16 protein-coding genes are annotated in these 18,764 nt (G+C 65.5%); 13 read left to right on the top strand and 3 right to left on the bottom strand.

All coding sequences use genetic code 11. The annotated features are described in order from the left end of the window. Positions 1–227 precede the first annotated feature (227 nt). From rsgA to ACFTSA_RS03360, 7 genes are all read left to right on the top strand, one after another. Complete coding sequence (gene rsgA / locus ACFTSA_RS03330) at positions 228–1,289, top strand: ribosome small subunit-dependent GTPase A (RefSeq protein ID WP_377949596.1); 1,062 nt, start codon at positions 228–230, stop codon at positions 1,287–1,289. Positions 1,290–1,557: 268 nt separating this feature from the next. Further along, positions 1,558–2,664, top strand: a complete 1,107-nt coding sequence (locus tag ACFTSA_RS03335) for an ABC transporter ATP-binding protein (RefSeq protein WP_377949598.1) — start codon at positions 1,558–1,560, stop codon at positions 2,662–2,664. Continuing rightward, entirely contained in the window at positions 2,664–3,377 is a 714-nt protein-coding gene (locus tag ACFTSA_RS03340; RefSeq protein WP_377949600.1) for an ABC transporter permease, read from the top strand. The genes ACFTSA_RS03335 and ACFTSA_RS03340 overlap by 1 nt, the downstream gene beginning before the upstream one ends. Next, positions 3,374–4,117 carry an ABC transporter permease gene (locus ACFTSA_RS03345; protein WP_377949601.1) on the top strand — a complete coding sequence of 248 codons (744 nt, stop codon included), beginning with the start codon at positions 3,374–3,376 and terminating at the stop codon, positions 4,115–4,117. The genes ACFTSA_RS03340 and ACFTSA_RS03345 overlap by 4 nt, the downstream gene beginning before the upstream one ends. Next, on the top strand, positions 4,114–5,073 hold the full coding sequence (locus tag ACFTSA_RS03350) for an ABC transporter substrate-binding protein (RefSeq protein WP_377949602.1): 960 nt from the start codon (positions 4,114–4,116) through the stop codon (positions 5,071–5,073). Before ACFTSA_RS03345 ends, ACFTSA_RS03350 begins: the two co-directional genes overlap by 4 nt. A gap of 177 nt (positions 5,074–5,250) precedes the next feature. Beyond that, entirely contained in the window at positions 5,251–6,471 is a 1,221-nt protein-coding gene (locus ACFTSA_RS03355; protein ID WP_377949603.1) for a pyridoxal phosphate-dependent aminotransferase, read from the top strand. A 35-nt stretch (positions 6,472–6,506) separates the two neighbouring features. Further along, the gene (locus tag ACFTSA_RS03360) at positions 6,507–7,361 is read left to right on the top strand and encodes a PPK2 family polyphosphate kinase (protein ID WP_377949604.1); all 855 of its coding nucleotides are present in this window, start codon (positions 6,507–6,509) and stop codon (positions 7,359–7,361) included. Between the two features lie 72 nt (positions 7,362–7,433). Here the strand turns inward: ACFTSA_RS03360 and ACFTSA_RS03365 are convergent, their stop codons facing one another. Further along, positions 7,434–7,703 (bottom strand): exodeoxyribonuclease VII small subunit, encoded by a 270-nt coding sequence (locus ACFTSA_RS03365; protein ID WP_377949606.1) that lies wholly within the window; start codon positions 7,701–7,703, stop codon positions 7,434–7,436. 82 nt (positions 7,704–7,785) lie between these two features. After that, positions 7,786–9,069: an exodeoxyribonuclease VII large subunit gene (gene xseA, locus ACFTSA_RS03370; RefSeq protein WP_377949607.1), complete on the bottom strand. Its 1,284-nt coding sequence runs from the start codon at positions 9,067–9,069 to the stop codon at positions 7,786–7,788. A 292-nt stretch (positions 9,070–9,361) separates the two neighbouring features. Between xseA and ACFTSA_RS03375 the strand changes: the two genes are divergently transcribed. Both ACFTSA_RS03375 and ACFTSA_RS03380 read left to right on the top strand, forming a co-directional pair. Continuing rightward, entirely contained in the window at positions 9,362–10,210 is an 849-nt protein-coding gene (locus ACFTSA_RS03375; protein ID WP_377949608.1) for a hypothetical protein, read from the top strand. A gap of 58 nt (positions 10,211–10,268) precedes the next feature. Further along, positions 10,269–11,345 (top strand): 4-hydroxy-3-methylbut-2-enyl diphosphate reductase, encoded by a 1,077-nt coding sequence (locus ACFTSA_RS03380; protein WP_377949609.1) that lies wholly within the window; start codon positions 10,269–10,271, stop codon positions 11,343–11,345. Between the two features lie 36 nt (positions 11,346–11,381). Here ACFTSA_RS03380 and ACFTSA_RS03385 read toward each other — a convergent pair whose 3' ends face one another. Then, positions 11,382–12,617 (bottom strand): DNA recombination protein RmuC, encoded by a 1,236-nt coding sequence (locus ACFTSA_RS03385; protein ID WP_377949610.1) that lies wholly within the window; start codon positions 12,615–12,617, stop codon positions 11,382–11,384. Positions 12,618–12,708: 91 nt separating this feature from the next. On the opposite strand from ACFTSA_RS03385, the gene ychF reads away from it, so the two are divergent. From ychF to ACFTSA_RS03405, 4 genes are all read left to right on the top strand, one after another. After that, positions 12,709–13,794 (top strand): redox-regulated ATPase YchF, encoded by a 1,086-nt coding sequence (gene ychF, locus ACFTSA_RS03390; protein ID WP_377949611.1) that lies wholly within the window; start codon positions 12,709–12,711, stop codon positions 13,792–13,794. Between the two features lie 326 nt (positions 13,795–14,120). Beyond that, entirely contained in the window at positions 14,121–15,899 is a 1,779-nt protein-coding gene (locus ACFTSA_RS03395; RefSeq protein WP_377949612.1) for an ABC transporter family substrate-binding protein, read from the top strand. 178 nt (positions 15,900–16,077) lie between these two features. Then, positions 16,078–17,619 carry an ABC transporter permease gene (locus ACFTSA_RS03400; RefSeq protein WP_377949613.1) on the top strand — a complete coding sequence of 514 codons (1,542 nt, stop codon included), beginning with the start codon at positions 16,078–16,080 and terminating at the stop codon, positions 17,617–17,619. Next, positions 17,616–18,749, top strand: coding sequence for an ABC transporter permease (locus ACFTSA_RS03405; protein ID WP_377949614.1), 1,134 nt, complete (start codon positions 17,616–17,618; stop codon positions 18,747–18,749). Before ACFTSA_RS03400 ends, ACFTSA_RS03405 begins: the two co-directional genes overlap by 4 nt. Positions 18,750–18,764: the final 15 nt, after the last annotated feature.

An 18,764-nucleotide genomic window follows, 5' to 3' on the forward strand; every position in this document is an offset into this window, starting at 1 on the left:
TGGACCTGATGATTGCAGAATTCGTGCGCGCTCCGCGCCCTGCCGAAAACACCTTCATTACTCCTGCCCCTGCTGCTGCCCACTCGTAGCCGGTCCAGCACACCCGGTGCACAGCGCACTGCCTGGACGGCCGGCGCCGCTGCGGGGCCAACCCGAGGTTCACAGTGAAAAACTCTTCCGGCACTCGTGCCAACCAGCTTCAAAACCCTTCAATAAACATTTGCTCAATGCCTGGCCCAGTCCAATACGGCTTCACGGCGGCAGTGGCGCAGCACTTCGCCGCCCATCCGGCCGGCGGCGCCGAGGCGGCCGCCCGCGTGGTCCGGGTGGACCGCAACCGGATTGCCGCGGCAACGGCTGACGGACTGGTGCACCTGCCCTACCCGGCCGGTGCGGTGCCGGCCACCGGCGACTGGATCTGGCTCGGCCGCAACCGGGCCGCGGAACCGGCCGTCGTCGGCGTTCTTCCGCGCACGTCGGAGCTGAGCCGCAAGCGTGCCTTTGATCCGTCCACGGAGGCGCAGGTGCTGGCCGCGAACATTGACATGGTGGGCCTGGTGGTTCCCGTGGACCGTCCGCTGAGCCACAACAGGCTCGAACGGACACTCGTGGCCGTCTGGGATTCCGGGGCCACACCGCTGGTGATCATCACCAAGGCGGACCTGGCAGACATCGCTGACGACGTCGTCGGGAAGGTCATCCTGCAGGCAGCCGGCGTGGACGTGGTGACCACTTCTGCCGAGCAGGGGGACGGCATCGACGAACTGTTTTCCCGGGCCCAGCCGGGGTGCACGCTCGCCCTGCTCGGACCCTCCGGCGCCGGAAAGTCCACGCTGATCAACGCGCTCGTGGGCCATCACGCCCAGTCGACGGGTGACGTGCGTGCCACCGACGGCAGGGGCCGGCACACCACCACGTCGCGGGAACTGGTGCCGCTGCCCAACGGCGGCGTGCTGATGGACACGCCCGGTGTCCGCGGCTTCGGACTGTTCGATGCCGACGACGGGATGGAGGAGATGTTCGGCGACCTGCAGGTGCTCTTCGGGCAGTGCCGATTCTCCGACTGCGCCCATGACAGGGAACCCGGGTGCGCCGTCCGGGAGGCGCTCGATGACGGGTCCCTTGAGGAGCGGCGGTGGGAAAGCTACCTGAAGCTGCAGCGCGAGCTCGCCGCCCTGGAGCGGCGCCACGATGCTGCGGCGCGAAGGGCGTACCAGCGGGAATGGCACCAGAAGGTGGTGGTGGCCGGGCGGAGCCAGCGGGCCGCCGAGCGCTACCGCCATTCCTGAGGCTGGAGTTTTTGTCCAGATAATGGCTTCAAAAGCCCCCGGAGCGGCAAGTATCTGGACAAAAACTCCGCCACCCATCCGGGAAGGGGCCGGCCCCGAATCAACGGTGTTTGTCTCCGAATGATTACGGTATCCGTGCCTGCCGCGGTTTTGCTTCGGGCACTGGTTACGCTGTGTCAAGACGAGCTTTACAGCCAAAAAACAGCGTGCTTATGATCAATTCGCTTTACCGTCCGATGTTGCCGCCCAACAGTTAGGTAAGCCGGGTATGGCCGAAGCCATGATTGAGTTCCAGAGCGTCACCAAGCAGTACCAGGGCGGCCAACCGGCGGTGGACCAGCTGAGCATGGCCATTGACCGTGGCTCCATCACGGTGTTCGTGGGACCATCAGGCTGCGGCAAGACCACCTCCCTGCGCATGATCAACCGGATGGTGGAGCCCACGTCCGGGACCATCACCGTTGGCGGACGGGACGTCACCTCTGTGCCGGCGGCCGAGCTCCGCCGTTCCATGGGCTATGTGATGCAGTCGTCCGGTCTGATGCCCCACCGCTCGGTGGTGGACAATATCGCCACAGTGCCCCGGCTGAATGGGGTGCCGAAGGCTGATGCCCGCAAGCGCGCGGAAGAACTGCTCGACGTCGTGGGGCTGGCTCCGTCGCTCGGCAAGCGGTATCCGTCGCAGCTCTCGGGCGGCCAGCAGCAGCGCGTCGGTGTGGCCCGGGCGCTCGCCGCCGATCCGCCTGTCCTGCTGATGGACGAGCCCTTCAGCGCTGTTGATCCCGTAGTCCGTGACGAACTGCAGCAGGAACTCCTGCGCCTGCAGCGCGACCTGGCCAAGACCATCGTCTTCGTCACCCACGACATCGACGAGGCCACAGTCCTGGGGGACAAGGTGGCGGTCTTCGCCGTCGGCGGCAAGCTGGCGCAGTACGCCACCCCGGAGGAGATCCTGCGGGCACCGGCGAATGAGTTCGTGGCTTCGTTCGTGGGCCGGGACCGCGGATTCCGGCACCTGGCGTTCACGACGGCCGACGGCGTCACGGTCCACCCGGTGGACACCGTCACCCGGGGCGCGGACGCCACAGCGAACCAGGCCCAAAGTGCCAACCCGGTCTCCTGGCGGCTCGTGGTGGATGACGAGCAGCGCCCGCTGGGCTGGGAAGGCCCCGGCCTGGACTCCCAGCTCATTCCCGGCGGCTCGCTGTTCCGGCCGGGCGACACCCTCCGGCGCGCCTTGGACGCCGCACTGTCCTCGCCGTCCGGGCTCGGCGTGGCGGTCGACGGCGACGGCAGGGTCGCCGGCGTCGTCAAGGGCGCCGAGGTGCTTTCCGTCATCGAGTCCGCGCGCCGGGCCCGGCAGGGCGCGCTCTGATGGAGTGGTTCCTGGCGAACAGTCCCATGGTCTTCGAGCGGGCCGGCCAGCACCTGGTTTTGGCACTCGTTCCGATGGTCCTGGGCTTGCTCATCTCCGTCCCGCTCGCACAGGTCTCGCGGCGGCACAGCGCACTCCGGCAGCTCGTGGCCACCGTGAGCTCGCTGCTCTACACCATTCCGTCGCTCGCGCTGTTCATCATCCTGCCTCCGCTGCTGGGAACCCGGATCCTTGACCCGCTGAACGTCATCGTCGCCCTGACCATCTACGCCGTGGCGCTGCTGGTGCGGGCCGCCATGGACGCCTTCGATTCCGTGGATGACGACCTCCGCCAGGCGGCCGTGGCCATGGGCTACAAACCGGCCGCCCGCTTCCTGCAGATCGACCTGCCGCTGTCCCTGCCCGTGATGTTTGCCGGCCTCCGCGTGGTGTCCGTGAGCAACATTTCGCTTGTGAGCGTCGCCGCCCTGCTGGGCGTCGGCAACCTCGGGATGCTGTTCACGGACGGACTGCAGCGGAACTTCGTCACCGAGGTGGTGGTGGGGATTGTCGCGATCCTGCTCCTCGCCGTCGTGATGGACGCGCTCCTGGTGATCCTGGAACGGGTCCTCACGCCGTGGACCAGGGCCGGGTCGGTAAAGTCCGGCGCGCACGCCCAGTCCGGCGCCGAATTCATCGCCGACGCCAAGGTGCACGCGGGGGCGGGCTCGTGAACATCTTCACCGAAACCTTCGCCTGGCTCGCCGAACCAACGCACTGGTCCGGCCCGGGCGGGATACCGGTCCGCCTGCTTGAACACCTGCAGTACAGCTTCCTGGTCCTCATCATCGCCGCCGCCATTGCTGTTCCGGTCGGGCTCTACATCGGCCACACGGGCAGGGGCCGCGTGGTGGCCGTGGCCGTGGCCGGCGCCCTCCGCGCGCTGCCCACGCTGGGGCTCCTGGTGCTGTTCGCCCTTGTCGCCGGCAGCGGACTCATGCCGCCGGTGTGGGCGCTGGTCATCCTCACGGTGCCGCCGTTGCTGGCCGGCACCTATGCCGGCATCTCCAGCGTGGACTCCAACGTGGTGGATGCCGCGCGCGCCATGGGCATGAAAGAGCTGCAGGTCCTGTTCGGCGTGGAGGTTCCCAACGGGCTCCTGGTGATGTTCGGCGGCATCCGCACGGCGGTGCTGCAGGTGATCGCCACCGTGTCGGTGGTGGCATATCTTCCGCTCGGCGGCCTGGGGCGCTACCTGTTCGACGGGCTGGTGCTCCAGGACTTTCCGCGGATGCTGGCAGGTTCGCTGCTCATCGCGGCGCTGGCGATCGTCGTCGATCTTGTCCTCGCGGCAGTGCAGCGGCTGGTCGTTTCACCGGGACTTTCCGCACATTCCAAGGGCGGCCGCAAAGCCGCCACCGATCTCTCGGCTGCCGCGCCCGCGGCGGCCGCTGTTCAAGGAGGCACCGCATGAAGTACCCCACCCGCACGACTCTTACCCGCCGTGGCCTGGGCGGCCTCGCCGCCGGTGTCGGCGTCGCCCTTGCCCTGTCCGCCTGCAGCAGCGGCAGTCCGCTGTCGTCCCCCTCCACGAGTGCCGCCGGCGGTGCCACCTCCGGCGGTTCGCTCGTTGTCGGTTCGGCGGATTTCCCGGAAAGCCAGGTCATCGCCGAGATCTACGCCGGCGCTTTGAACGCTGCCGGCGTCACCGCCACCACCAAGCCGAACATCGGCTCCCGCGAGATCTACTTCAAGGCCGTCCAGGACGGTTCCGTGGACGTCGTTCCCGACTACTCCGGCAACCTCCTGTCCCACGTCGACGCGCAGGCTGCCGAGGTCACGCCGGAGGACGTCTTCAAGGCACTTCCGGGCAAGCTGCCGCAGGGTCTCGCCGTGCTGGACCCGGCCAAGGCCGAGGATAAGGACGCCATGGTGGTCACCAAGGCCACCGCGGAGAAGTACCAGCTGAAGTCCATCGAGGACCTGGCCAAGGTCTGCAAGGACCTGACCATGGCTGCACCTGCCACGTTCGAAACCCGCTCCTACGGGTTCCCGGGGCTCAAGAAGAACTACAACTGCGAACTCAAGGCGCTCAAGCCCTTCAGCGACGGCGGCGGCAACCTCACCCTGCAGGCACTCCTGAGCGACGAGGTGCAGGTGGCCGACATCTTCACCACCACGCCGTCCATCGCGGACAACGACCTGGTCGTGCTGGAGGATCCGAAGAATAACTTCAAGGCCCAGCAGGTGCTCCCGCTCTACAACACGGCCAAGGTGACGGACAAGGCCAAAGAGGCGCTCAACAACGTCTCCAAGACCCTCACCACGGACGACCTGATCAACCTCAACCGTGCCGTGAGCGGAAGCCAGAAGCAGAACGCCAAGGACGCTGCTGCCGCCTGGCTCAAGGACAAGGGCATCGTCAAGTAGTCCCCGTGCCTGATTAGCTGAGTACGGCATCCAGGTGAGTACGACGGCGGCTGCCGGTTCCGCGCGGACCGGCAGCCGCCGTCGTCGTTGAGCGGGTGACGGCTGGTCCTCTCCCGGTCGACGCCCTGTGAGGCACGTCTCCCCGGAAGTACATCCCGCTTGTGGCATATTTGATGAATGGCAGAATTCAAGCAGTCCACCAAGCTTCATAATGTCCTTTACGACATCCGTGGACCGATTCTTCAGGCCGCCCAGCAGATGGAGGCAGAGGGTCACCGGATCCTCAAACTGAACATCGGCAACCCCGCACCTTTCGGTTTTGAAGCGCCGGACGCCATTTTGGTGGACATGATCCGCCACCTGCCCCACGCCCAGGGTTACAGCGATTCCCGGGGCATCTTCTCGGCCCGCACCGCGGTCTCGCAGTACTACCAGACCCGCGGCATCCAGAGCATCCACGTGGACGACATCTACCTGGGCAACGGCGTCAGCGAGCTCATCACGATGTCGCTGATGGCCCTGCTCGAAGAGGGCGACGAGATCCTGATCCCCACCCCGGACTACCCGCTGTGGACCGCCTCGGTGGCGCTGGCCGGCGGACGTCCCGTGCACTACCTCTGTGACGAGGACTCCGGCTGGCAGCCCGACCTGGAGGACCTCGAGGCCAAGATCACGCCCCGCACCAAGGGAATCGTGGTCATCAACCCGAACAACCCCACCGGCGCCGTGTACCCGGAAAGCACGCTGCGCAAGATCGTTGCCCTGGCCGAGAAGCACGGGCTGGCAATCTTCGCCGACGAGATCTACGAGAAGATCCTTTACGAGGACGCCGTCCACGTGAACATGGCGGGGCTCACCGGCGACGACGTGCTGTGCCTGACCTTCAGCGGGCTGTCCAAGGCCTACCGCGTCTGCGGCTACCGGGCGGGATGGATGGCCATCTCCGGGCCCAAGAAGGAGGCCGCTGACTACCTCGAAGGCATCAACCTGCTGGCCAACATGCGGCTCTGCGCCAACGTCCCGGCCCAGCACGCCATCCAGACTGCCCTGGGCGGATACCAGAGCATCAACGACCTCATCCTGCCCGGCGGGCGGCTGCTGGAGCAGCGCAACAAGGCGTACGACATGCTCAACGCCATCCCCGGCGTCAGCACCCAGCAGGCGCGGGGAGCCCTCTACCTGTTCCCCAGGCTGGACCCCGAGGTCTACAACATCCGGGACGACGAAAAGTTTGTCCTGGACCTGCTCAAGGAACAGAAGATCCTGGTTTCCCACGGCCGGGCGTTCAACTGGGTCCGGCCCGACCACTTCCGGATGGTGACCCTGCCCAACGTCAAGGACATCGAGGAAGCAATTGGCCGGATGGGAGACTTCCTCAGCAGGTACCAGGGGAACTAGCCTTTACCCACAGACAACCGTGGAAAGAGGACCCGATGGCCAGCGTTGTGGAATTCACGAAGCTCCCTTCCGAAACGTTGAAAGTCGGGAAAGGATTCCAGCTGGCCGACGTTGACCCCGACGCCACGGTGGGTTATCCGGGAAACAAGGCCGACGGCGAGCTGCTCCTCGATGTGCTGGACGACAAGCTTGCGGAACTTCAGGAGAAACTGTTTGCCGAGTCCAAGTTTGGCGGCTCCAAGCGCGTCCTCCTGATCCTGCAGGGAATGGACACCGCCGGCAAGGGCGGCATCGTGAAGCACGTGCTGGGCGCCATGGATCCGCAGGGCGTGCACTTCAAATCCTTCAAGGCCCCCACGCCGGAGGAAAAGGCTTACGACTTTCTCTGGCGCATCGAACGGGAAGTCCCGGCCGCCGGCATGCTGGGCGTCTTCGACAGGTCCCACTACGAGGACGTCCTGATCCACCGGGTTCACCGCTGGGCAGATCCGAAAGAGCTTGAACGCCGCTACCGGGCGATCAACGAGTTCGAGGCCCGGCAGGTGGCTGTCGGGACCAAAGTGATCAAGGTCATGCTGCACATCAGCAATGACGAGCAGAAGAAGCGGCTGCTGGCCCGGCTGGACAATCCCGCCAAGCACTGGAAGTACAACACCGAGGACCTGAAACAGCGTGCGTTCTGGGACGACTACATGGCCGCCTACCAGGCTGCCTTCGACGAAACCAACACCGACCAGGCGCCCTGGTACGTCGTGCCGGCCAGCAAGAAGTGGTACGCGCGCATCGCGGTGCAGCAGCTGTTACTGGAGGGGCTCGGCGAGCTCGAACTGGAGTGGCCCAAGGCCGAGTTCGACGTCGAAGCCGAGCGGCGCCTCGTCGACCGGTCCTGATGCGGGTTTAGTCTCCGGCTGAGTCCGCGCCAGGCGTCAGCTGTCCGCCGGCGCTGGGCTGTCCAAAGGCGCTCAGCTGTCCTTGCGGGCAGCCGCAAGCCTCTTCCGGGCGCCCTCCAGCCATTCCTCGCAGCGCCGCGCCAATGCCTCGCCGCGCTCCCACAGGGCCAGCGAATCCTCGAGGCTGGTTCCGCCGGCCTCGAGCTTGGAGACCACGGCCACCAGCTGTTCCCGTGCTTCCTCATAGCTGAGGGCATCGATGTCCGGAGGAAGCGCGGGACCGGGCTGTGCTGTGTTCGGCTCTGTGTTGCCTGGTTCTGCGCCGGTGCTTGTGTCTGTCATGTTTCCTGGCCTGTCGTGTCGGTGGTGGTGTCGTTGGCTGCCGGCGCCGGCGCGGCGGTGCCGGCGTACTTTTGGAGGCGCGCTATGGTGCGCCCGTGGATGCCGCGCCGAACCGCCCGCCGGCCACCCGGACCGAGAGCGGGGTACCGGCGGGAGCCTGGGACGGCTGGCGGACCACTGCTCCGCTGGACCCGGAAAGCTGCACCACGGCGTAACCGCGGTCCAGGGTCTGCTGCGGAGACAGGGCGCGGACCTGCGCCTGAAGGTGGACCAGCTGGTCCGAAGCCCTCGTGACGGCGGCGCTGATGGCCGCCGTGGACCGGCGGGCCAGCCGTTCCACATCGTCCGCGCGCGCCGTGATCATGCTCTCCGGAGCCGCGAGGACCGGACGGGACCTGATTGCCGCGAGGCGGTCCGTTTCGCGGGCCACCAGCATTGTCACGGAGCGGCGCAGCTGGGCTTCAGCCTGCCGGACCCGGGCAAGTTCCTCCGAGACTTCCGGGACGATCCGCTTTGCCGCATCCGTGGGCGTGGAGGCCCGGAGGTCGGCGACATCGTCCAGGATGGGCCGGTCCGCCTCGTGCCCGATCGCGCTGACCACCGGGGTCACCGCGGCGGCCACGGCGCGGATGAGTTCCTCGCTGCTGAACGGCAACAGATCCTCCAGCGCGCCGCCCCCACGGGCAATGACGATGACATCGACCTCGGGACGGGCATCGAGTTCGCGAAGCGCCTTGACCATCTGCGACACAGCGGTGTTGCCCTGCACCGCGACCTCACGGATCTCGAACTCGACGGCCGGCCACCGCAGAGCCGCGTTGCGCAGCACGTCCTTCTTGGCATCGGAATCGCGGCCGGTGATGAGCCCGATCCGGTGGGGGAGCAGCGGCAGGCGCTTTTTCCGCGACTCGGCAAACAGGCCTTCCCCGGCGAGGGCATGGCGCAGCCGTTCAATCCGTGCGAGGAGGTCGCCCAATCCGACCGGGCGGATGTCCTTCACAGACATGTTGAGGCGTCCCGTCTTCAGCCAGAACTCAGCCTTGAGCAGGGCCACCACCCGGCTCCCGCGCTCAAGCGGCGTCTCCTGCCGGTCCAGCAGCTTGGACCAGATGGAGGCCGGCAGGGAGATCTCGGCGTCTACATCCCGCAGCGTGAGGAACGCGCTGCCGCCGCGCCTGTTCAGTTCGATGACCTGACCTTCAACCCAGGCGGCCGGTGCCCGCTCGATGTGGGCCTTGAGCTTCTGCGACAGCAACTGCAGCGGCCAGGGGTTGTCCGGGCTGGTCTCGGCGGCGGTGGCCGGCACCGTGCTGGGGCTGGCTGCGGGGGCCGTGCCGGGTACGGGGACGGTGGCGTTTTCAGCCATGTGCAGCCCCGGTGGCGGCGAATGCCAGTTGCATGGTCGCGGTCCTTTGCCTGTGGATGGTGCGTGCCGGTGGGTTAATCAACTCTATCCATAGCTGTATCACCGGGCTCCGACATTCATGATGACGCGGCATTGTTGGTAGCTGGCATTGCCGATGCTCCGGCATTTTCGATCGCCGGGCATTTTTGATCGCAGGACAGCGCGCCTAGGATGGCAGTGTCTTCCCGACCAGCCAGGCACCTGACCAGCCAGGCACCCGACAAGCCGAGAAACCCGACCAGCTAGGAATCCCTTGCGCTCATTTCTTGCGGCCTTGGCCGTCATCCTTGGTCTTCTCCTCTCCGCCGCCGCCGTTCCGGCCATCTGGGTGGACCGCAACATCGTGCAGGAGGACGGCTTCGTTGCCCTTGCGGCGCCTCTGGGCAAGAACCCGGATTTCCAACAGCGCCTGGCGACCGCCGCCGTCAACAGCATTGACACCGGCGGGACCATCCCGGCGCAGGTGGCCGCGCTGGTCCGGCCGGTGCTGGAAAAGACAGCAACCTCCCTCACCGGCCTGCCTGATTACCCGGCTGCCTGGGAACAGACGTTGCGCAAGAGCCACCGCCTTAATTTTGCCGATCCGTCGTCCCTGCCGCCCGAAGCGGACTCGAGCACCTCGCTGACCCTGGATGTGGCCCCGCTCGTCGGCCTCGCCGCCAAGCAGATTTCCAGCCAGGCGGGTGTTCAGCTTGAGGCTCCGGGCCAGACATTGGTGAACATCGGCCAGAAGGGCCAGCGCCAGCTGATCGAACGGGTTTCCGCCTACGCTCCGCTGGGGTACAGCCTGGCCGTCGGTGCCGGTGTTGCATTCCTGCTGGCGCTCGTGGCCGTCCGCCGGCGGTGGATAGTACTGGCTGGCATCGGAGTGGGCGCACTCGCGCTTTCCGGACTGTGGACGCTGGCATCCCGTTGGGCCGCCGACGCCGTCCTGGGCGCCGCCAGCGGAAACGAAATGGCAGACCTGTTCAAACGGGAGTTCGTGACGGCTTCCGCCGCCGGGTTTGCGTCCTGGACGCTGGCGGCGGCGATCACCGGTGCGGCCCTGGTCGCGGCAGGCCTGCTGCTCAGGGTGGTCGGCGGTCCTGCCCGCAGGCGTTGAGCCGCACGCAGGCGATGCGCCAGCTTATGGCCTGCCGTCCAGCCGGTAGCATGGAGCAATGACTTCCTCTGCAGTTTCCCTTTCGATGCCAACCGTCCCGCGCCGGCGGCGTTCGCCGGAGGAAGTGCTCGCGGCGGCACCGGTCCCGGGCCCCAAGAGGGTCCTGCTGGCAGCCCCCCGCGGATACTGTGCAGGCGTGGACCGCGCGGTCATCGCCGTCGAAAAGGCCCTGCAGCACTACGGACCTCCGGTCTATGTCCGGAAGCAGATTGTCCACAACGTGCACGTCGTCAGCTCCCTTGAGGAGCAGGGCGCCATCTTCGTGGACGAAACGGATGAAGTGCCCGAAGGCGCCCTGGTCATTTTCTCGGCCCACGGCGTGTCCCCGGCCGTGGTCCAGTCCGCGGAGGACCGCGGACTGCGCACCATCGATGCGACCTGCCCCCTCGTGACCAAGGTCCACAAGGAGGCCGTCCGGTTCGCCAAGGACGATTTCGACATCCTCCTGATCGGCCACGACGGCCACGAAGAGGTTGAGGGAACGTCCGGTGAGGCCCCCGAGCACATCCAGATCATCAACGGACCCCACGAAGTGGACAAGGTGACGGTCCGGGACCCCGAAAAGGTCATCTGGCTTTCCCAGACCACGCTCAGCGTGGACGAGACCATGGAAACCGTCCGTCTGCTCAAGGAACGGTTCCCCACGCTGCAGGATCCGCCCAGCGACGACATCTGCTACGCCACGACCAACCGCCAGGTAGCCATCAAGAAGATCGCGCCCCAGGCAGATCTGGTGATCGTGGTGGGCTCGGCAAACTCCTCCAACTCCGTGCGCCTCGTGGAGGTGGCACTCGAGTACGGAGCCAAGGCGTCGTACCGTGTTGACTTCGCCAACGAGGTGGACGAGTCCTGGTTCGAGGGTGTTGCCACCGTGGGCGTGACTTCGGGCGCGTCCGTTCCGGAGGTCCTGGTCAAGGACGTGCTCCGCCTCCTGTCCGACTACGGATACGATGCCGTCGAAGAGATTGTGACGGCGGAGGAGGACCTGCTCTTCTCCCTGCCCAAGGAGCTCCGCGCCACGCTCAAGGAAGCCGGGGACGTGTCCCGCGCCCTCGGCGGACGCCGCTCGCGCTAGCAGACCAGGCGAGCGGCGTCCGTCCGGCGGCTTTCTCTAGGCGGCGTCCTCTTCATCCACAGGTGCCAGCAGCCCGTTCGTTTCCAGTTCCGGGGCCGCGAGCGACCGCGGAGTGACCTGTACGGCCGGGGGAGTCGCAAGCCCGCTGGTGTCCAGGGCATTGAGTTTCCGCGCGGTGGGAAGCACGCGTGCCTCCAGCGTGCCGACCATCGCGTTGTAGCGGTCCACCGAGCTTTTCAGCGCGGACCCCAGCTTGCCCACGTTGTCCCCGAGCGTGCCCATCCGCTCGTACAGCTGCCGGGCAAGTTCGAAGAGCTCGCGCGCACTGTCCGTGAGAACGTCCTGGCGCCACGTAAATGCCACGGACTTGAGTACCGCGAGCAGCGTGCCGGGCGAGGCCAGCACCACATTCTTGGACAGCGCGTGATCCAGGAGAGCGGGGTCGGCGGAGAGCGCAGCGGCGAGGATGGACTCGGCCGGGACAAAGCAGATCACCAGTTCCGGCGAGTTTCCTGAAATGTCCCAGTACTTCTTGGTGCTGAGCGCGTCCACGTGGCTCTTCAGGGCCTTGGCGTGCGCGGCCAGGAGGTTTTGCCGCGCGGCCTGGCTGAGCCCGGGCTTGTCACTGGCTGACTGTCCCAGCTCCTGCGCCTCAAGGTAGGCGGACAGGGGGACCTTGGCGTCGACGACGAGCTGCTTGTCGCCGGGCAGCTGGACCACAAGGTCCGGGCGGACGGCGGCCTCGGCACCTGATGTGCCGTGTTGCTGCTCATGGAAGTCGACGTGCCGCATCATGCCTGCGGCCTCCACAACACGGCGGAGCTGCACTTCGCCCCACTGGCCGCGCGCGCTGTTTGACCGGAGCGCCGACTCCAGCGCATGCGTGGACCGCATCAGCTGTTCATCCGTAAGGCGGGCTTCCTGCAGCTGCTGGGCCAGCTGACCGTACTGTTCAAGCCGGTCCCGTTCCAGGAGGGACACCTGCTGCTGGACCGCGGTCAGTTTCTCAGCCACCGGCGCCAGGGCACGCAGGACACTGGAGTCCTGATCGCGGGACATGCCCAGGTCCCGGTTCTGGGCGGACAGGAGTTTCCGCTCGGCATCCGCGGCGGCAAACTGGGCGCTGACCTCTGAAAGCCGCGCTGAAACGCCGTCGAAATCCGCCTCCAGGGCGGCGGTCCGGCGGCGCAACACCACGTACACCGCGGCTGCGCCGGACACGGCGCCCAGCAACAGCATTAAAAGGGCCAGAATGACTGCAAAAGGTTCCATGCCTTCACTGTGGCACGGGGCTGTGACATTTATTGGGCAGGCAACACCCGCGGCACGGGCAGCGCGGGCCGAACAGGTAGAATCAATGTCCGTGGCTCTTACTATTGGCATCGTCGGACTGCCCAACGTCGGCAAATCAACACTTTTCAACGCACTGACCCGCAACCAGGTCCTGGCGGCGAACTATCCGTTCGCCACCATCGAACCCAATGTCGGCGTCGTGAACCTGCCCGACCCCCGGCTCCAGCAGCTCGCCGGGATCTTCGGCTCGCAGCGCGTGCTGCCCGCGGCTGTCTCCTTCGTCGATATCGCCGGCATCGTCAAGGGCGCGTCCGAAGGTGAAGGCCTGGGCAACCAGTTCCTCGCGAACATCCGCGAAGCGGAAGCCATCGCCGAGGTGGTGCGCGTGTTCGACGACCCCGACGTCATCCACGTCGACGGCAAGGTCGATCCCCGCTCGGACATGGAGACCATCAACACGGAGCTGATCCTCGCCGACCTGCAGACCATCGAGAAGGCCATTCCCCGGATCGAAAAAGAGGTCAAGATCAAGAAGCGGGAGGCCGCAGAGCTCGCTGCCATCAAGGCCGCCCAATCGGTGCTGGAACGCGGCGACACCATCTACTCCTCCATCAAGAGCGACAAGCTGGAGATGGAGCACCTTAAGGAGCTCAGCCTCCTGACAGCCAAGCCCTTCATCTACGTCTTCAATGCGGACGAAGCAATCCTCGGCAGCGAGGAGAAGCAGGCCGAGCTGCGCGCCATGGTTGCGCCTGCCGACTGCATCTTCCTTGACGCCAAGCTCGAGTCCGACCTGGTAGAGCTGGACGAGGCCGAGGCACGCGAAATGCTCGAAATGAACGGGCAGGACGAATCCGGACTGGACCAGCTGGCCCGCGTCGGATTCCACACGCTCGGGCTGCAGACTTACCTCACCGCCGGGCCCAAGGAGGCGCGCGCGTGGACCATCCATCAGGGTGACACCGCGCCGCAGGCGGCCGGGGTCATCCACACGGACTTCCAGCGCGGCTTCATCAAGGCCGAGGTTGTCTCCTTCGAGGACCTCATCGATGCCGGTTCCATGGCCGAGGCGAAATCGCGTGGGAAGGTCCGAATCGAAGGCAAGGAATACGTCATGGCCGACGGCGATGTGGTGGAGTTCCGCTTCAACGTGTGAGTTTCCGCCGGGCTACTCAGTGATTGAGTATTAACGGCGAAAAGCCCCGATCCCCAGGATCGGGGCTTTTTCTGTGATTGACGCCTCTACCCTCCGTGCCGCGGGGCGTCAAGGAAAAAGGGTGCGGACTTTTCGTGCGGCAACAGCTTGGTTGCATCTCGATAACAACCTTTACTGAGGGACAACTTTCGGACCGCGCCCGGCACGTTCGGGTCTAGGCTACTTGTCATGTGAGACTCGCCACATCTCACTGGGGGGATGTAGCGGGTCTGGCCGGCGCCCACAGCGAAGGTCTTTTCCACACTCACAGAAACATAGGAGGCGGAATGCGATTCAGTCGTATTTCCAAAGCAGTAGGCGTTGCAGCCGCGGCTGCACTGGCGCTCAGCGCCTGCGCGAGCACCAATGGCGGGACAACCCCGTCCAGTAATGCGGCCGGCAAACAGGGGGGAACAGCCACTGTCGTTGAGGTCAACGCGTTCAACACCTTCAACCCCAACACGGCCGACGGCAACACTGACATCAACTCGAAAGTCAGCTACGCCACACACTCCGGGTTCTACTACATCGACAACCAGCTGAACGTCGTCCACAACGACAAGTTCGGCAAGATGGAAAAGACGTCTGACGATCCGCTGACCGTCAAGTACACCATCAACGAAGGCGTTAAATGGTCGGACGGCACACCCGTCACGGCCGCCGACCTGCTCCTGCAGTGGGCAGCATTCTCCGGGTACTACAACGACGCCGACGCCGAGGGCAAGACGGGAACATCCTACTTCTCCTATGCCGGCGACTCCACGGGCCTCGGGCTCACCGACTTCCCGGAAATCGGCGACAACAACCGCTCCATGACCATCAAATACTCCAAGCCCTTTGCTGACTGGGAGATCGCGCTGGGCGGACCGGGCATCGATATCCCGGCCCACGTGCTGGCCAAGAAGGCCGGCCTGGCCGATACCCAGGCCTTCATCGACCACCTCAAGAGCCTGCCCCGCGGTGATTCCAAGGCGCCCAAGGCCGCCGACGCCAAGCTCAAGGCCATGTCGGACATGTGGAACACCGGCTTCGACTCCAAGACCCTGCCGAGTGACCCGAGCCTGTTCCTGTCCAACGGCCCGTTCGTTGTCCAGAGCATCAACCAGGACCAGTCCCTCACGATGGTCCGCAACAAGGACTACAACTGGGGCCCGGAAGCCAAGCTGGACGAGATCACTGTCCGCTACATCGGATCCTCTCCGGCACAGGTGCAGGCCCTGAAGAACGGCGAAGCCGACATCATCGCTCCGCAGGCCTCCGCTGACACCCTCGACCAGCTCAAAGCACTCGAGAGCCAGGGCGTCACGGTGGACCAGGGCAACCAGCTCTCCTACGACCACATCGACCTGAACTACACCGGACCGTTCGCTGACAAGAACGTCCGTGAGGCGTTCCTGAAGACGGTTCCGCGCAAGGACATCGTGGACAAGATCATCAAGAAGCTCGATCCGCAGGCGAAGCCCCTGGACTCGCAGCTGTTCGTCCCCGCGCAGCCGGCCTACGAGGCCTCCGTGCAGGGCAACGGCTCCTCCAACTACCAGGATGCGGACGTTGACGGTGCCAAGAAGCTGCTGAACGGTGCGACCCCCGAGGTCCGCATCATGTACAACAAGGACAACCCGAACCGCGTTGACGCGTTCTCGCTCATCCGCGAGTCCGCAACCAAGGCCGGCTTCAAGATCGTCGACGGCGGACTGGGCGCCTCGGACTGGGGCAAGGCCCTCGGCAAGGGCGGCTACGACGCCACCATCTTCGGCTGGATCAACCCGGGTGTCGGCGTCTCCGGCGTGCCGCAGATCTTCCGCTCCGGCAACGGTTCGAACTTCAACAAGTTCAGTGATCCTGAAGCCGACAAGCTCATGGACGAACTCATTGTGACCACCGACCGCAGCAAGCAGGATGAGCTGATCAAGCAGATCGACAAGAAGATCTGGGACTCGGCATACGGCCTCCCGCTCTTCCAGTCCGTTGGGGTGGACGCCTACAGCGACCGCATCACCGGCGTGAAGTTCATGCCGAACCAGACGGGCGTCTGGTGGAACTTCTGGGAGTGGGCCGAGAAGTAAGCCCATGCCACGAAGTGCAACAAGCTAGTTGAGGCGCCGGGACCACGCACCACGGTCCCGGCGCCTTGCAGCGCCATCCCCCGGCAGTGCCTGTGTTGGCAGCACAAGCAGCAAGGCGCGGCCAAACCTGCGACCGGCCCGGGCAATCCCCGGGCCCGAATCCTGAGGTTCAATCACAATGGTGACCTACATAGTCCGGCGGCTCGTCACCGCCGCACTCATTCTTTTGGGCGCATCGTTCCTGGTGTATCTGCTGACCGCAGCGTCAGGCGATCCGCTCGCAGAGTTCCGCGCCAGCAGCGCGCCGAACAAGCAGCAGCTCATGGACTCGAGATCCGCGCTGCTGGATCTCGGCACACCTGCTCCGGTGCGGTACTTCAAATGGCTCGGCGGCGCAGCCCAGTGCCTGGTGCCCTTTACCGGCTCCTGCAATCTGGGTAAAAACATCGCCGGCCAGCCCATCACGGACGCCCTCGGCCACGCACTCATTCAGACGCTGACGCTGGTCACCGGTGCCGCCGTCCTGGCCATCCTCGTGGGCATCACGCTCGGCATCATTACCGCGCTGCGCCAGTACAGCACTCTGGACTACGGCGTTACCTTCATGGCCTTCCTGTTCTTCTCCCTGCCGATCTTCTGGGTCGCCGTCCTGCTCAAGGAATTCGGCGCCATCGGCTTCAACAACTTCCTCCGGAACCCGGAGATACCCCTGCCGGTCTCGCTCGGCGTCGGCGCCGTCCTCGGCGCCGTGGCCGTGATCGTGGCCGGTGGTGACGCCCGGCGCAGGGTACTGACAGGCGGCGTCGTCTTTGCCGTCGTCGCTGCAGTCCTCATCTACTTCTCCGTCACCCAGTGGTTCAAGACCCCAGGCCTGGGCCCCGTGGTGATCGCCATCGCCGGCGTGGGCATCGCGTTTGCCGTGACCCTACTGACAGCGGGCCTGCGGAATCGCAAGGCACTGCAGTCCGCCCTGATTGCCGCGGGCTTGGGAGTGGTCCTCTACTTCCTGGTCCAGCCGTTGCTGAACCAGGCAACTTTCCTGATGATCGTGCTGCTGGCGGTTGCCGCAGTCCTGGTCGGCATGGCCATCGGCTACCTGATGGGCGGCTACGACCGCGGGCAGTCCATGCGCGCTGCTGCCATCACGTCGTTCCTGGTGGGCTTCCTCATCATGCTGGACCGCTTCATGCAGGCCTGGCCCGCATACTTCAACAACAGCCGGGTCCGGGGGCGGCCGATCGCCACGATCGGTGCAGGCACCCCGAACATCGAGGGCGACTTCTGGATCCTCGGACTCGATTCCTTCACGCACCTCATCCTTCCCACCACCGCGCTCATCCTCATCTCGCTCGCCGGCTACACGCGGTTCACCCGGGCGTCCATGCTGGAGATCATGAATATGGACTACATCCGGACGGCTAGGGCCAAAGGCCTGTCCGAGCGGACCGTGGTCATGCGCCACGCGTTCCGGAACGCCCTCATTCCCGTGGCCACCATCGTCGCGTTCGACATCGGCGGCCTGATCGGCGGCGCGGTCATCACCGAGACGGTCTTCTCCGTCCGGGGCATGGGGTTCCTGTTCCTTGACGGCATCCAGCACGTTGACCCGAACCCCGTCATGGGCGTGTTCGTCTGCGTCGCCATCACGGCCATGGCGTTCAACCTCATCGCGGACCTCGCCTACTCCGCACTGGATCCACGAGTAAGGGTGAAAGCATGAGCCAGCCCAGCCAGCAGGATGAAATCATGGCCGAGGAGGCCGCGCTGCGGCAGGAAGCCGCCGGCATCGAACCTGTCTCCGAAGCCAAGGGCCTTAGCCAGGGCCAGATTGTCCGCAAGCGCTTCCTTGGCCACTCCGGCGCCATCGTCGGCCTGGCCGTCTTCGCCATCATTTTCGTCATGGCCTTCACGTCCGTGGGCTACGCCGGAATCCCCGGCTGGTGGAAATACACCCACGAAGCCGTCTCGCCGCTGGTCAACGACGGCACCCCCACCGCGTCGCTGTGGCCCCTTGCCTGGGGGGAGCATCCCTTCGGGCAGGACCGGATCGGACGCGACCTGTTCGCCATGACCATGCGCGGTGCCCAGCAGTCCATCACCATCATGGTGGTCATCGGCCTCATCGCAGGCCTGATCGGTGTGGTCGTCGGGGCCCTGTCCGGCTACTTCCGGGGCTGGATGGAAGCCATCCTGATGAGGCTCACCGACGTCATCATCATTGTCCCGGCGCTGCTGCTCGCCGCGGTCATGGCACAGCTGGCAGGACGCCGGGATGAAGGCAGCTGGTTTGCGGCCTTCGCCAGCAGCAACGGTGTCCTTGCGCTCGGCATCTTCCTGGGGCTGATCAGCTGGGTGGGCCTGGCCAGGCTGATGCGCGGCGAGTTCCTGACCCTGCGGGAGCGCGAGTTCGTCGACGCGGCGCGGATTTCCGGGGCCAGCAACGCCCGGATCATCTTCAAGCACATCCTGCCCAACGCGGTGGGCGTGCTGATCGTCAACGTCACCCTGACCATGTCGGCGGCGATCCTTACCGAAACAGCCCTCAGCTACCTGGGGGTGGGCGTTAAGTCACCGGACACCTCGCTGGGCCTGCTCATCTCGCAGAACCAGGAAGCCTTCGCCACCCGCCCCTGGCTGTTCTGGTTCCCCGGCCTGTTCATCGTCCTCATCTGCCTCAGCATCAACTTCATTGGTGACGGCCTGCGTGACGCCTTCGACCCGCGGCAGAAGAAGTTCAACGCCAAGAAGGCCAGGGACACCGGGGCAACTGTTCCGGAAGCGACGCCGGTGACTGCTTTGGACAGCAGGGCCGACGACGGACGGACCGCCGGCGGGGACAGGGGAGCCTGACGTGTTGCTGCGACG

It is taken from the genome of Arthrobacter sp. NPDC057013, from assembly GCF_042674585.1.
Classification (GTDB): Bacteria; Actinomycetota; Actinomycetes; order Actinomycetales; family Micrococcaceae; genus Arthrobacter.

Coding starts and splice junctions, on each gene's coding strand:
- ACFTSA_RS03340 (WP_377949600.1), top strand. CDS start 2,664: ATGGAGTGGTTCCTGGCGAACAGTCCCATGGTCTTCGAGCGGGCCGGC.
- ACFTSA_RS03405 (WP_377949614.1), top strand. CDS start 17,616: ATGAGCCAGCCCAGCCAGCAGGATGAAATCATGGCCGAGGAGGCCGCG.
- ACFTSA_RS03395 (WP_377949612.1), top strand. CDS start 14,121: ATGCGATTCAGTCGTATTTCCAAAGCAGTAGGCGTTGCAGCCGCGGCT.
- rsgA (WP_377949596.1), top strand. CDS start 228: ATGCCTGGCCCAGTCCAATACGGCTTCACGGCGGCAGTGGCGCAGCAC.
- ACFTSA_RS03355 (WP_377949603.1), top strand. CDS start 5,251: ATGGCAGAATTCAAGCAGTCCACCAAGCTTCATAATGTCCTTTACGAC.
- xseA (WP_377949607.1), bottom strand. CDS start 9,069: ATGGCTGAAAACGCCACCGTCCCCGTACCCGGCACGGCCCCCGCAGCC.
- ACFTSA_RS03335 (WP_377949598.1), top strand. CDS start 1,558: ATGGCCGAAGCCATGATTGAGTTCCAGAGCGTCACCAAGCAGTACCAG.
- ACFTSA_RS03400 (WP_377949613.1), top strand. CDS start 16,078: ATGGTGACCTACATAGTCCGGCGGCTCGTCACCGCCGCACTCATTCTT.
- ACFTSA_RS03385 (WP_377949610.1), bottom strand. CDS start 12,617: ATGGAACCTTTTGCAGTCATTCTGGCCCTTTTAATGCTGTTGCTGGGC.
- ACFTSA_RS03350 (WP_377949602.1), top strand. CDS start 4,114: ATGAAGTACCCCACCCGCACGACTCTTACCCGCCGTGGCCTGGGCGGC.
- ACFTSA_RS03380 (WP_377949609.1), top strand. CDS start 10,269: ATGACTTCCTCTGCAGTTTCCCTTTCGATGCCAACCGTCCCGCGCCGG.
- ACFTSA_RS03360 (WP_377949604.1), top strand. CDS start 6,507: ATGGCCAGCGTTGTGGAATTCACGAAGCTCCCTTCCGAAACGTTGAAA.
- ACFTSA_RS03365 (WP_377949606.1), bottom strand. CDS start 7,703: ATGACAGACACAAGCACCGGCGCAGAACCAGGCAACACAGAGCCGAAC.